Origin of the sequence: Microcoleus sp. S13_C5, assembly GCF_036700845.1 — a bacterium.
Lineage (GTDB): Bacteria > Cyanobacteriota > Cyanobacteriia > Cyanobacteriales > Microcoleaceae > Microcoleus.
The window spans coordinates 95,466-109,701 of sequence record NZ_JAUBPR010000004.1 but is presented as its reverse complement, the minus strand read 5'-3'; the positions used below and the strand labels follow the sequence as shown (position 1 = coordinate 109,701).

Genomic DNA, 14,236 nt, shown 5'->3' with positions numbered 1-14,236 from the left:
ATCTACTGAGTATGCTTTCATTGGTATATTATTTTTAGTCGATTCTATTGTACCTCATAACATCCGGAAGTGCTGTAAATCGAGCCTGACGGGTTCTTTCAAGGAAACAATAAATTTAGTTTTATCGCTGTCTTTCAGGTTATAGGCTCTTTCTTTCTCTTCAATATCTGTTAGCTGTTTTTCTAAGTTTTTAAGTATTTCTGCTTGTTTTCCCTGGTCAAAATTGCCATCAAATATTCGTTTTACCCCTACAAGAGCAGCAGCACCTAAAGCTGCACCGCCAACAACTAATCCTACGGGAGGTGCAACGACCCACAACCCAAATAGAACTGGTACACCACCGAAAGCTGCCACCGCCGCACCAGCACCGGCAGCCCCCACCACACCAATGCCAATATCTGCTAAAATCCCTAATTTATCATGTGGATTTTTTTTCAGTTGCTCTATTGACTTCAGAATTTGCTCTTTGGTTGGCGTTTTATTTGCCGACATATTAGACCTCAATTTTTTTGCTAATTTTGGCAGTTAAGCAGTGATGACGTTGCGGAAAATTGTATTGAAAACGTCTACCAGTAATTGAAAAAAATCTTTGGCAATCTCAATAATCTCTTGAACAATTCCAATAATTCCATCAGACACCTCTTTGCCTCGATCGAGTCGGTGGCCAGCTATTGCACCAATTGGGATACCCAGCGCTGTTGCCAAAGGTTCTAATAACGGGCCGACAAATGGTATCGAACTTGCCAAAATTCTTACAGCGACACCAACAGCAACCCCTATCGCTAAATGGGGATGCGCTTTGACAAATTCTATGATTTTAATGAGGAGAATTTTGCCTATAAGTAAAACTTTGTTAGCAGCTTTTTTCGTGTATGTGGCGAGTTCATGCAGCCGCATCGAGACTTCATGTGGCAAGCCGATATCATTTAACCACACATACAAGTCGCTGCTACTCATTGCATCAGCATCGACTTGCCAGAGAGCCATTTTTAAATTAGCTTGCGGTAGGGATAATGCACTAGACATATTTTTTTATCCTGTTGGAAATTACCAAATCTTTACGAACATTTCACGAGGTGAAAAGCCCCAAAACGTCTTGCAATTATTAAAAAAGCTGCTTGATAAAAAAGCAAACCCAGGCGGATTAACACCGGCACTCCTACCCATGTCAAAACTAAGGGTACAACTAATTTATGAGCCTTTTTATTTACTTCTTTGCTCACTGACGCAACCACATTTTAAGCAATTTTTTGCTTTAATGCCCCTCATTAAAAAGTTTAACTTTAATTTTTATGTATTGTCCAGTAGGAGAATGTCACAATTGGCCAGTAGTTGATAAAATTAGCTAGCCGTTAAAAGTCACATTTTGCCCTCCTAAGTCAGAAAAAGTCAGAAAAAGTCTGATACAATAGATAAAACTTCCTACACCTACCCAATAAATGGATGTTCAAGAACTCTTAAGGTTGGCCGATGGCTTGGTGTTCACTAAGACGGGCAAACACCTAGACGATCTGCAACAGGCAGTAGTACGGGGAACTTGGCAAGGTAAAAGATACTCCGAAATTTCCCAAGAGGTTCATTGTACTGAACGCCATGTCAGAAATATTGCATCAAAGTTATGGCAAATTCTTTCAAAAATCTTAGAGGAAGATATTAATAAATCCAATTTTAGCTCCACAATGGAAAGATATGAAATCTCTAAAATTTCAAATTCTGGTTATTTTAACCTTGTCCACAAAGGGAATATAAACGTCTGCACAGAAGCCTCACAGCCTCCAAAAGCTCCACAAAACTCACCCCCAACACCAACCTCGAATCAAGACGACACCCAACAAAAACCGCGACTCGATTTAAGAGATGCACCGGAACTCAGAACATTCTACAACTACCCCAACTCGCCCCTCACCGCCCTCGAAAACTCGATCGCCCGCCAAAACTGCCGCCTCCTCACCATCACAGGCATGGCAGGCACCGGCAAAAGTGCGATCGCCCGTCACCTCATCCCCCAAATTCAAACTCAATTCGATCGCATCATCTGGCTCAGTCTCCGCACCTCCCCACCCCTCGAAACAACCCTCAAAAACCTGATTCAATTTCTATCCGATCGCACAGAAATTAACTTTTCCGCCAACATCGATGCTCAGTTGTCAATCCTAATAGAAACATTGCGCGAAAATCGCTGTCTCATCATCCTCGATGACGTGCAGCAAATTCTCAGCAGCAGGCAACTTGCAGGAAATTATAAACCCGGATATGAAAACTACGGAACCCTATTTAAACTCATCGGCGAAATTCCCCACAATAGCTGCTTAATCCTCAATACTTGGGAACCTCCCTCAGACATCATCACATTCACCGACGATAATTCAGCAGTATGTTTATTACAATTAAGTGGTTTAGGTGAAGCCGCCACAGAAATTTTTAGAGAAAAAGGTTTGTTGGATGAAGAATACTGGCCAGAATTGATTAACCTTTATCAAGGTAATCCCCTGTGGTTAAAATTAGTCGCTCAAACCATTAACAACTTATTTGGCGGTAGAGTCTCTCAATATTTAAGCTATCAACCAGTATTTTTAAGCGATGAATTGACCCCGATATTGCAGCAGCAGTATCAGCGGTTGTCGGAAATAGAAAAACAGGCGATTTCGCAACTTAGTAATGAAAGTGAGCCGATTTCGTTTACCCAATGGATGGCAAAATCTCAAGGATTACAAGGCGAATTATGTAAAGCAATTCTATCTCTAGCAAGGCGGGGAATGCTCGCAAAATTGAACTGTGAAACAGAAACCGTTTTCACGATTCCACCTGTGTTAAAACAGTATGTTAAAATGGTGGCATAATAGATACCACCTTGATTATCCGGCGGTTTAAACCGCTACTAGACAAACAAATTCCGCCTTCGCGGACTAAGAAATAAGAGGAATATTTAACCAGGATTTTGTATTAAATATCTACCTAAATGAGAGCAAAATAAGCTGTTGTGCCTTTAAATAGCGTATAATAAAAATTTAGTTTAGTCAATCAATACAAAAATGCTAGCAAAAAAAACATCTCAATCCCGAACAAATAGAGGAACTACAAAAAGCCTTAAGAGATGAAGATAAGGCAAAAATTAGAGAAATAATTCTGTTTTTATTATTGCTCAAGGACGACAAAACGCAATCTAAAGTCTCTGATTTTTTAGGTTACTCAGTCAACAAAGTATTTAAAAGAGTGTGTGAAGGGATACCCAGAAAATCTCGAAGGTCTAATAGATGAGAGGATGAAAGGTAATCACAAAAAAGCCACAAATAAATATATAGAAATTTTATTAAAAACTCTAGAGAAAGACCCTGAAGAAGTAGGATATAATTTGGGACGATGGACAGCGCAGAGATTAGCAACATACTTAGAAGAATGCACAGGAATAAAATTAAGTAGAGGACAAGTGCGGAGGATATTAAAGCAAAAAAACTATGTTTATATCTGGGCTAGGTATAGCCTAGAGTCCAAGATAAATCCCGAAAAAAAACAGGGTTTAAAATAAAAATAGCCGAATATTTAAAAGTAGAAAAATCAACGCCAGAAAGATTACAGGTCGGGTTTTGGGAGGAGAGTGGATTTAGTTTAAGAGTCACACGAATAAAGAATTGGTGTAAAAAGGGAAGCCAAAAAAAGTCCGAGGAAACCTAAGAAGAGACAGAGTTAATGTAATGGGAGGAGTGAGGAATTCGGATAAAAAAAGTGGTTAGAGTTCTCAAGGAAGGCAATTCATATAATTTTTATCAAGTGCTAAAACTCTTTTATTAAGAGCTAATCAATGAATGGGTATTAGCAGGTAATCACGCCTCCGAATTTGCTAAAAAAAAAGCCAAAATAGTGATCATTATTATTATTGATAATGGTAGTTTTCATCAGAAAGAAGAGTACCTGAAAAGAATTGAAATAGAAATGCCTAATATTCATTTAGAATTTCTCCCCGAATACAGCCCAGACTATAACTTAATTGAATTAGCATTGCATTCGACAAAAGAATATATTGCCCATCGACTTTTTACATCAATTGAAGAGCTAGAGTATTTATTGCATATCCTCTTCAAGGAAGGGCAATTAATAATTAAATTGGGTCGCAAAAGCAAAAACAAGGGTAATGCTTTTATCACAGTTTAAATGTGCAACAGCTTAGGAGTCTAAAAGTTTTCAAAATTTTGTCAAGTCGTTATCGAAATCGTCGCCGCCGTTATGATATCCGTTGTAATTTGTTGTCAAAACTTTACAATTATGAGTTAGCTGTCAGGCCTAAAATTCAATACATTTAATTATAACATATATTTTTGCCCGAGGTCTAGTAAACCCTTTTTATTATTCCGTTTAAAAAACTTACTTGGCTATATTATCCTTTAGATTCATTAGTAAATTTATCCTTAGATAAGTGACTGTCAAAGGTTTAAGGTCAGCCAAAGCGATCGCACTCATCACCCCTTACCCAATCCACCATCCATCTGCGTCTATCTGGGTGCATCTGCGGTTAAAAAAATCTCATCAATAGCTTCGCAACAAATCAAATTAACAAACTTTGATATAATATTACATCTAGAAGCCAAACTCAAACCAACTCATGCCACAAACAGTCTGGATCGCACGACACGGAAACCGCATCGACTTCGTTAACCCCGACTGGTTTCTCACCGCAGAACACCGCTACGATCCCCACCTTTCCGAAGACGGTCACGTTCAAGCTAAACAACTCGCCAATCGCCTCAAAGGTGAAGGAATTTCTCATATTTTTGCTTCCCCTTTTCTGCGAACTGTCCAAACAGCAAATCACGCGGCTGAAGCTCTCGATTTATCAATTAAACTAGAGTGGGGACTGTGCGAATGGCTGAATCCGGAATGGATGACAGAAATGCCGGAAACTGAGTCGGTCGAAGCTTTGTGCAGGCGTTTTCCCCGGATTGATGCTTCCTATAAAGGCGGTATTGCTAATTATCCCGAAACTGGGGAAGCTTGTCTCAAAAGGGCGGGGGAAACTGCTAAACGCCTCGCGGCTGAGTTTCCAGAAGATATGTTATTAGTAGGTCACGGTGCGTCGGTTTTAGGAACTGCGATCGGGCTGGCGGGCTGTGCTGAAACGGAAATTAACGCTTCTTTGTGCTGTTTGGTGAAAGTGGTGCGGGGTGAGGAAGGATGGTCGATCGCACTTAATGGCGATACTTCTCATCTGACTGACTCTGAAACCGTGATCCGGTTTAATTAAAGTTGAGATTCGTGCGAAAAATCGCATTTTATGCTATGTGTGTAAGGTGCGCTGAGGTGCACCCTACGTTAATCTGATTAGTCCGAATCTGGGTGTTATTCTTTAATCTCGATCGCACATTTTAAATAGAAAATCTAAAATAGGTATGGCAGGACACAGTAAGTGGGCGAATATTAAACGCCAAAAAGCTAGAGTTGATGCCGTTAAAGGCAAGGTTTTTGCTAGAATATCTCGCGAAATTATTGTCGCGGCTCGCAGCGGAGTTCCCGATCCCGCTGGCAATTTTCAACTGCGGACGGCTATAGAAAAAGCGAAGGCGGCGAGTATTCCTAATGAAAACATAGAAAGGGCGATCGCCAAAGGTGCTGGCTTGGCGGGGGGGAGTTCGGAATTAGAAGCTATTCGCTACGAAGGTTACGGCGTTGGCGGGGTTGCTATTCTGATTGAAGCGCTGACAGACAATCGCAACCGCACAGCGGCTGACTTGCGAGAAGCTTTTACTAAAAATGGCGGCAACCTGGGCGAAACTGGTTGTGTGGGCTGGATGTTTGACCACAAAGGAGTTTGTACGGTACGCGGCCCGATTGATGAGGAACAATTGTTTGAAGCGTCGCTAGAGGCGGCTGCGGAATCTTATGATTTGATATTAATTGATGAGGATACTGAAGGTGCAGAGGTATTTACAAGTGTGGCTCATTTGGAACAACTGGCTGATGTTTTGAAACAAAAAAAATTTGCAGTTTTGCAGTCGGAAACTCGCTGGATTCCCAGCAATACAGTGGAAATAGACACTCCTGAAAAAGCTCGATCGCTCCTTAAGTTAATGGATGCACTCGAAGATTTGGATGACGTGCAAAGTGTGACGGCGAATTTTGAAATGACCGATGAATTGATGTCTTCGGTCATGGTTTAATGGTTGAAAAATGAGGGATTGGGATCGTCCTGCTGGCACTGCAAAAGACGAAAAATCGCCAGCGGGACATCGCACTACACTATTACCAGGAAACGAATCCCTATCTGTACGCGAGTGGGGAGTGTCAATCCAACGCATTGCTCAAAAAGCTGCATTGAAAATCTCAACCCACAGTAAAGCCATGCTAGATAACAACGAAAGCAAAATAGACAGCACCCACTCACAAGAAGTTCTCTCAGCAACCGAAGTATCAGAAACCAAGGATCGAGCCAAATCGAATGTGCCGGCTAAACCAGAGGATACATCCAATTGGTTCGGTTCCGTGTTCGGAGCCGTCTCTACAAGCGCGAGTGCGGTGGGGAGTGCGGCGGCGAGTGCTGGAAGTGCGATTGTTGATACGGCGAGTGCGGTGGGGAATGCCGCCGGCACTGCTGGAAGTGCGATTGTTGATACGGCGAGTGCGGTGGGGAATGCAGCGGCGAGTGCTGGAAGTGCGATTTTTGTTAATACCGCGAGTGCGGTAGGGAATGCAGCGGCGAGTGCGGGAAGTGCAGCAATGCAAGTTCCCAATTTTTTTGGTTCATCCCTAGTTTTTATTTCGCAGAGTCCTATCCTGAAAAAACTGACCCAAAAGTTCAAAATCGACTGGTTAGTTAATGCTATAGATGCTGTTGACGTCGTAAATGCCGAGGCGCAAGTTCGAGAGTTACAGCGCCAATATCCTCACGAGAAACCCGAAGAGATCGCACATCACTTGATGGTGGAAAAAGCCTTGCTAGCGGCAGGAAGTGGCTTGGTGAGCAGTTTAGTTCCCGGCGTGGCTTTGGCGTTGTCTGGCATGGATTTAGCGGCAATGACGGCGTTATCTGCCGAGTTGGTTTATCAAATTGCTGCCGCCTATGGCATGGATTTGCGATCAAGCGATCGCAAAGCAGAAGTTGTCGCTATTTTTGGTTTGTCCTTGGGTAGCAATTTAGCGATCGAAGCTGGAGTTACGCTTGTCAGCAATATTCCCTTGGCGGGTGCGGTAATTAATGCTAGCGCCAGTGCGACAATGATTTACGCGCTGGGATACGGTGCTTGTCGGTTTTATGAAGCGCATCTCGATTCCTCGGAAATCGAAACCAAGCTCGAAGATTTACAAGAGGTATTGCAAGCGGAAAGTGAGCAATATTTAGAGACAGCGATCGCACAAGAAACGGTAATGGATTGGATTTTGGTGTATGTCGTCTATGCCAGCAAAAAATTCACCCGATGGGATGAGTTATTACCGGAATTACGAGCGGCGAATTTAAATCCCAGGACTTTAGCTGAGATTGAAGCTGTGACAAATAAGTCTAAATTGCTTCCCAAGTTGGATATTTTACTCGCACAACTCGAACTTGACTTTGCCGAACCACTTTTAAAGCGATGCACTGAGATAATCGAGGCTGACGGTGAAATTAATCAACAAGAGGGGAAAATTTTGCTGACAATTCAACGGGCTGTTTTGAGCAAAAGAAAGCAAGCTCAAAAGCCAGCCCAGCAAACTTCGATCGAGGATGCTGTACCGCCACCCACTGAAGCACAAACTGAAGTCCAAGCTGAGTCACAAATTCCCTTTTTATCTTCTGATTCTCCTTCTACTAATAAGTTGAGTTCGAGTCTGCTGCAAAATTTCCAAAAAATCATAAAAGTTGCTGGGCGATTAGACGTGCCAAAGATTGCGAATTTAATAGATACTGAATCACAAGCTCCCCCCTTATCTTCTCATTCTCCTTCTACTAAGTTGAGTGCAATTCTGCTGAAAAAATTCAAGCAGATTTTAGCAGGTTCTACGCGGTTAGAAGTGGCAGAGATTGGGTATTTAATCGATCAGGTCGATCGCATGACGGGAGAAGAGTTTGAGGAATTTTTAGCCTGCTGTTTCCGCAATCTCGGTTATGCGGTCGAAATGACACCCAAAACGGGGGATTTTGGTGCGGACTTGATTCTCTCTAAAGCCCGCAAGAAAACCGTTGTCCAGGCAAAACGCTATCAAGGAAAAGTGGGAAATTCCGCCGTGCAAGAAGTGGTTAGTGCGGTTAAGTATTACGGGGCGCAAGATGCGATCGTTATTACAAACAGTATGTTTACATCCAATGCTCATAAACTGGCTCAAGCGAATGGGGTACAACTCTGGGGAAGAGAACAGTTAATTGATTTAGTGATTCGAGCTAAAAAATAACTGTGTGCAAGCTTTTCTAGTGCGAGCTTCCCCCCTCGCTTGCTTATACCAAAGATGCTTTTTACAAAAATTGAGATGCTCCCCAAGAATCCCCGTCTATGATATCATTTCCGGTTACACTCCTTATGATGTTGACTGTTGACGCCGTGAACAGTTGACTGTGAACAGTGAACTCTAATTTACTATTCCGATGCTAACGGATTTGATATGAAAGAGCGGGGAGTGTCAATAATCTTTTTTCCCAGTGAGCAAATAAGTAACCATGTATCCCTTGCCCTTAACTTGAATAGCGCCGCGCTTCTGAAAAGTATATTTATCTTTTAATCTCTCGTAGGTTTCGGCGGTGACTTGAATGCAGCCGGTAATCCCGTGGGATTCCATGCGTGAAGCAATATTTACTGTGTCGCCCCAGAGGTCGTAAATAAACTTTTTTAAGCCGATGACGCCCGCAACGACAGGGCCACTGCTAATCCCGATCCGAATGCTGAAAGGTTCCGAATGTTCTAAACTCAGGAGCCGAATTTCGTGCAGCATATCGATCGCCATGTTCGCAACCGCCTCGGCGTGATCCTTTCGGGGCGTAGGTAAACCACCGACAACCATGTAAGCGTCACCAATAGTCTTAATTTTCTCCAAACCGTGGCGATCGGCCAAGTGGTCAAAAGCCGAAAAAATATCGTTGAGCACTTCCACCACTGCCGTCGCTGAAATTCTCGACGAAAGCTCTGTAAACCCCACAATGTCGGCAAACATCACAGTTACTTCCGCAAAACTTTCGGCGATATTGTGTTCATTGTCCTTCAAACGCAGGGCGATCGCTGCCGGCAAAACGTTCAGCAGCAGTTGCTCGGATTTAGCTTGTTCGAGTTCCAGTTGTAGGTAAGCAGCCTGCAACTGTTCGGCTTGACGAATTCTTTCTCGGGCTAGCTTTTCGATTTGGGCGGTGCGGCTCAAGGATGTCAGCATATATGTCACCGGAATCAGAGTCCACAGCATCCCCATCGTCAGAGTTCCCCAAGACCGCCAGTGCTTGCGAATCCTGCGAATTTCCGGCGTTGCCGACACGTACATAGACCACTGGCGGCCGCTAATTTTCAGTCGCCTTCTGCAAGCTGTATAGTTCGGGCCTGGATTGTCAAGAATCGGGCAGTTTTGCATCATGGCTAGGTCAGCAGTGGCTGATGCTGGAAGCACTTGTTGGCTCGCGGATTGGAACTGCACCCCAAATTGCTGAATTCGCCTCTCAGCAGGGAGATTTTTGAGAACCGGGTTTGCCCTTTGCGGTAACAGTGATCCTGCTTCTTGCTTGTCTGGAGCCTCGCTAACGAGATAAATATTGAGGTAGTCGGTATTGCGTCCTTTTAAAGAGGTTTGGAAAATATCTTTGCCTCGAAATACGCCCAGAACAAATCCTTGTAGCAGTTGGCGACGGGATTCCAGGGTAGTGGGTTGACTGCTATTTTCGTAAATCGGAACTATAGACAAAAGACCCTGTTCCTGGGAATTGCCATGAGTTAAGCCGATGTAGTTGGTGACAATCATTTCCCCAGTATCGCGCCCTCGATCGAGCGCGGCGCGGATTTCTGGCTGGGAGGCGAGGTCAAAGCCTAATACTGTCTCGTTTCCGGCTGGTGGTTCGACGTAGAAAGCCGGGAAGTATTCGGAACGCTGGAGGGCCTTGCGGAGTTCTCCTCGCGGGCCGCGCTCTGTAATCTCGAAGCTGGGCTCTGTTTCGGTTCTAGCTTTGGTTTCGTAGTTGCGCCGCTGCGAATTGGGGACACGGGGGGCCCAAGCCAGGAGTTGCAGGCTGGGGTGGACGGATAGGGGACGGGCGACAAACCGGGCAAAAGAGGAACGCTCGACCGCGCTGAAGGCTTTCATGTAGTCGCTGAGGGCGAGAACAGTATCTAAGTCGGAGTTAAGCTGGCGTTCGATGCCGATCGAAATATCGTCGATGCGGCGGTGCATTTCGTAGTCGCGGCGGTTGTCTTCCCACTCCCAAACCAAGGCGAATGCCAGGATCGACAGTCCGACACCCAAAGCCAGCGTCAACCCGGCTGGAATGTAGCGAGACCAGGATAAAGGTAGTTTTTTCAGCATAATTGCCTAGCGAATAAGGGCAGCAGATTAGCACACCGCTGAGTGCGATTTGTTCCGGCCTCTGAGTGCGGTTAATTCAAAACCCTGATAACTCAAGCACCGACGGCAATTGGGAATTAAAAGTTAGATATTTAAACTTTTAGATTAATGGACGATCGCTCAACAGGGGATTTCAATCCAAAATTCCGCTCCCTGTCCGGGCGCTGAGATGCACCGCAGGCTTCCCTTATGTTTTTCTACCACAATCTGATGGCTGATGGATAATCCTAACCCAGTTCCAGCCCCTACGGGCTTGGTGGTGAAGAAGGGGTCAAATAACCGCTTGCGAACCTCTTCGCTCATTCCCGGGCCACTGTCGGCGATGCAAATTACAATGCGATCGCAATCACTGAGCTGGTTTTTACTGTGGCTTTTCAACCCAGCTTTTTTCATGAGGGTGCGAATCACGATCGTCCGAGGTTCCGGTTGGTTTTCTAGAGCGTCGATCGCATTGCTGATAATATTTAGAAAGACCTGGTTTAACTGACCCGCACAACAGTAAATCTTGGATATTTTTCCGTATTCTTTAATGATTTCAATCCCGCCTTTTATACTTGCATGATGCAATCTGTGCTGCAAAATTAACAGCGTACTGTCAATTCCTTCATGAAGGTCTACCAACTTCATTTCTGATTCATCCAGTCGCGAAAAGTTCCGCAGCGACAACACAATATTACTGATTCTTTCTACTCCTACTCTCATGGAATTTAGCATTTTTGGCAAGTCTTCCTTCAGGAAATCCAACTCTAACTCCTTAACTCTTTCAGCAATCTGAGGCCCTGGGGACGGGTAGCATTCCTGGTAGAGACTTAACAGTTCAATTAAATCGTGAAAATAGTTGTAAGTGTGAGAAATATTGCCGTTAATAAAAGTTGCTGGATTGTTTATCTCGTGGGCAATCCCAGCAACCATCTGACCGAGACTCGACATTTTTTCGGATTGAACTAATTGGATTTGAGCGTTTTGTAGCTGTTCGTAGGCTTCTTGCAATTGAGCGGCTTGTTTTCTTAATTGAGATTCGGAAGCTTGGAGTGCGGCGGCGGAGATTTTGCGATTGGTTATATTTTCAATCATCCCTAAGTTGTAAATAGGTTTTCCTTCACCGTCTCGAATCAAAGTAGCTGTCACATTTACCCAAACAATTTTACCTGTAGCGGTAATCTGGCGGAGTTCGATTTGATAGTGAGTAATTTCTCCCCGCTCAAGAGAATCAGCAACTTGGATATTTTTGAGATAATCGTCGGGATGCCCAAGTTCAATAAATGTTTTGGCGAGCAATTCTGCTGCGGTATATCCCAGCATTTCACAGTAAGTTTTATTGACTCGTACTAACTTGTTATCATCTAAATTGGCTAAGTAGATAGCGATGGGTGCATCTTCAAAAATTGTGCGAAATAGTTCCTCGCTGGCACGGACTTTAGCTGCTAGGGAAAGCCTATCGGTGATGTCTTCAAACGTAGACAAAATGCCGACAACATTGCCGGAATTGTCGTGTAAAGGTATTTTATTTGTATCCAGACAGCACTGGGTGCCGTCGGCTTGCATTTTGGATTCTATGATGTGATATTCTGGGGTGTTGGTTGCCATGATGCGGCGGTCGCCGGCTCGAAAAAATTCTGTTTCTTCCGGCTTCCACGGCATATCGAAGTCGGTGAGACCGGCGATTTCACTGGGGTCATTGAAACCTGCGACTTTGGCAAAGTTTTTGTTACCTCCCAAGTAAACTAAATCTCGATCTTTCCAGGCGATTAACTGAGGGATGTTATTGATTACCAACCACAGCATTTTTTGGGAGGTTTCCAAGGCTTCCGTGCGTTCTAGGACGCGCTTTTCCAGTTCTTGATTGGCTTGTTGCAGGGCGATTTTTGACTCGCTGAGGGCGATTTCTGCTAGCTTGCGATCGCTGATGTCGATTGTCACCCCTTCCCACAGTATATCGCCCCCAGGTTGCGCTTCCGGGCGGGCGATGCCGCGAATCCATTTCAGTTTTCCCGATCCGGTTACGATCCGCCCTTCATATATCCAAGGTGTGAGAGTTTCGCCGGAAATTGCGATTGATTCTAACAGAGTTTTTAGGTCTTCTGGATGCACCATTGACCACATTAAACGGGAGTTTTCTTGAATTTTTTCTGGCTCTAATTCGTAGAGTTCCCAACAGCCGGAACTCACATAAATGAATTCATCGGAACCGTCGGGATGCAGCAAGTATTGATATATCATTCCCGGCACGTTGGCGGCCATTTTTTGGAATCTGGCTTCGCTTTGCCGCAGTGCTGATTCTGCAAGTTTGCGATCGCTAATGTCAATCAACAAGCCATCCCAAATAATGTTATCTTTTTCGCCCAGTTCTGGTCGCGAAGCCCCGCTAATCCACTTAATCCGATCGCCCGGAAAAACAAATCTGCCTTCCCACCGCCAAGGCTCTAAAGTTTTAGCTGAGATAGCAACAGATTCCTGGAAGCTTGGCGCATCGTCTGGATGAATCATTTCGATGGCGGGAATAGCTGAATTTTGGAGTACCTCTGGTTCTAATTCCCAGAGATCACGGCAGCCGGAACTGACGTAGGGGAATGACATAGCGCCGTCTGCTGCTAACTGAAATTGATAAATCATCCCGGGAACGTTGGCGGCTAGTTTTTGAAACCTCGCTTCGCTTTGCCGTAGTGCTGTTTCTGCTTCTACGCGATCGGTAATATCGTAAAATGCCGATAAAATTGCGGCTTCGCCATTAAAATTAATCGCTCGCATCGACATTTTGACCCAAAAAAAACTGCCATTTGCTTTCTTGAGGCAGATTTGTTCGCTGTCACTAAAGCCGTTTTGTTTGACTAATTCTAGCAAGTGACGCCGAGCGTTGATATCGGCATAAAAATCAAGTTTCCCCCCCCCAATAAGTTGTTCATAACTTAACCCTAAACTTTCCCCTAGAGCAGGATTTGCATACAAAATAAGGCTGTCTTCTAGGCGCGTAATTAACATGGGAACGGGAGTCGTGCGGGCAATCACGCGCAATCTTTCTTCGCTTTCTTCCCTGGCTGTTTCGGCTGCTACTCTTTTGGTAATATCGTTCTGAACTCCGATAAAATGAGTTAATTTTCCCTCATTGTCTAGGATGGGGGAAACCATTAATTCGTTCCAAAAAGGAGTTTTGTCTTTGCGATAATTTTTGAGAACTACCTGAATTTCCGTCCCCGATCGTAAACTGCTGCGAAGTTTGTCTAATTCGGCCTGATCGGTATCGGGGCCCTGCAAAAATCGGCAGTTGCGTCCAATAACTTCTTGGGTACTGTAACCCGTCAGTTTCTCAAAAGCAGGATTGCAGTAGATAATAGGTGTGTCAGGCTTGCGAGCATCGGCGATTAGGATGCTGTTGCTCGACGCTGCGATCGCCCGTTGTAGGAGAGACAGGTTGAAAGAGTCTGTTGTCATCTGTGGCAATATCCAAATTCCCAGGGAGCGGACAGAACAATAAAAAATTATAAATAGCTTGAGCCATTCTTATTCTATAATGTTATTTTCAATTTAGCTTTTTTAACAAAGTCAGCAGCCCAAAAAAGCCGATGGGGAGACGACTAATACCATTTTAGATTTTAGATTTTAGATTGGCAATGACTGATTCCATTATGGTTTGGGGCACGGGCATACAGTTGCCTTCTGGTTTGAAAGTAGTACAACCGAAAGCATTAGGCACTTATCCAGAAAACAAAAGGTGAAAATACCGAATGCCCAAAGAAAACAGAAG

General features: G+C 44.2%; 8 protein-coding genes and 1 pseudogene. 5 read left to right on the top strand and 4 right to left on the bottom strand.

Going from position 1 to position 14,236, the window contains the following annotated elements:
- Positions 1–54: 54 nt before the first annotated feature.
- Together QUA04_RS02540 and QUA04_RS02535 are read right to left on the bottom strand one after the other, a co-directional pair.
- Positions 55–492, bottom strand: a complete 438-nt coding sequence (locus QUA04_RS02540; protein ID WP_333253454.1) for a hypothetical protein — start codon at positions 490–492, stop codon at positions 55–57.
- A 33-nt stretch (positions 493–525) separates the two neighbouring features.
- Positions 526–1,026 carry a hypothetical protein gene (locus QUA04_RS02535; protein ID WP_333253452.1) on the bottom strand — a complete coding sequence of 167 codons (501 nt, stop codon included), beginning with the start codon at positions 1,024–1,026 and terminating at the stop codon, positions 526–528.
- 413 nt (positions 1,027–1,439) lie between these two features.
- On the opposite strand from QUA04_RS02535, the gene QUA04_RS02530 reads away from it, so the two are divergent.
- From QUA04_RS02530 to QUA04_RS02510, 5 genes and pseudogenes are all read left to right on the top strand, one after another.
- Entirely contained in the window at positions 1,440–2,840 is a 1,401-nt protein-coding gene (locus QUA04_RS02530; RefSeq protein ID WP_333253450.1) for an NB-ARC domain-containing protein, read from the top strand.
- A 226-nt stretch (positions 2,841–3,066) separates the two neighbouring features.
- Positions 3,067–4,149 (top strand): annotated as a pseudogene (locus QUA04_RS02525) (IS630 family transposase).
- 448 nt (positions 4,150–4,597) lie between these two features.
- Entirely contained in the window at positions 4,598–5,236 is a 639-nt protein-coding gene (locus QUA04_RS02520; protein WP_333253447.1) for a histidine phosphatase family protein, read from the top strand.
- 145 nt (positions 5,237–5,381) lie between these two features.
- Positions 5,382–6,149 carry a YebC/PmpR family DNA-binding transcriptional regulator gene (locus tag QUA04_RS02515; RefSeq protein WP_333253446.1) on the top strand — a complete coding sequence of 256 codons (768 nt, stop codon included), beginning with the start codon at positions 5,382–5,384 and terminating at the stop codon, positions 6,147–6,149.
- 10 nt (positions 6,150–6,159) lie between these two features.
- The gene (locus tag QUA04_RS02510) at positions 6,160–8,355 is read left to right on the top strand and encodes a restriction endonuclease (RefSeq protein WP_333253444.1); all 2,196 of its coding nucleotides are present in this window, start codon (positions 6,160–6,162) and stop codon (positions 8,353–8,355) included.
- Between the two features lie 225 nt (positions 8,356–8,580).
- Here the strand turns inward: QUA04_RS02510 and QUA04_RS02505 are convergent, their stop codons facing one another.
- On the bottom strand, positions 8,581–10,455 hold the full coding sequence (locus QUA04_RS02505; RefSeq protein ID WP_333253442.1) for an adenylate/guanylate cyclase domain-containing protein: 1,875 nt from the start codon (positions 10,453–10,455) through the stop codon (positions 8,581–8,583).
- 159 nt (positions 10,456–10,614) lie between these two features.
- Entirely contained in the window at positions 10,615–13,923 is a 3,309-nt protein-coding gene (locus QUA04_RS02500) for a PAS domain S-box protein (protein WP_333253440.1), read from the bottom strand.
- Between the last annotated feature and the right edge of the window lie 313 nt (positions 13,924–14,236).

What these genes read in the sequence shown, in the direction of transcription:
- QUA04_RS02540 (WP_333253454.1), bottom strand. Translation starts at nt 492, where the DNA reads ATGTCGGCAAATAAAACGCCAACCAAAGAGCAAATTCTGAAGTCAATA.
- QUA04_RS02535 (WP_333253452.1), bottom strand. Translation starts at nt 1,026, where the DNA reads ATGTCTAGTGCATTATCCCTACCGCAAGCTAATTTAAAAATGGCTCTC.
- QUA04_RS02530 (WP_333253450.1), top strand. Translation starts at nt 1,440, where the DNA reads ATGGATGTTCAAGAACTCTTAAGGTTGGCCGATGGCTTGGTGTTCACT.
- QUA04_RS02520 (WP_333253447.1), top strand. Translation starts at nt 4,598, where the DNA reads ATGCCACAAACAGTCTGGATCGCACGACACGGAAACCGCATCGACTTC.
- QUA04_RS02515 (WP_333253446.1), top strand. Translation starts at nt 5,382, where the DNA reads ATGGCAGGACACAGTAAGTGGGCGAATATTAAACGCCAAAAAGCTAGA.
- QUA04_RS02510 (WP_333253444.1), top strand. Translation starts at nt 6,160, where the DNA reads ATGAGGGATTGGGATCGTCCTGCTGGCACTGCAAAAGACGAAAAATCG.
- QUA04_RS02505 (WP_333253442.1), bottom strand. Translation starts at nt 10,455, where the DNA reads ATGCTGAAAAAACTACCTTTATCCTGGTCTCGCTACATTCCAGCCGGG.
- QUA04_RS02500 (WP_333253440.1), bottom strand. Translation starts at nt 13,923, where the DNA reads ATGACAACAGACTCTTTCAACCTGTCTCTCCTACAACGGGCGATCGCA.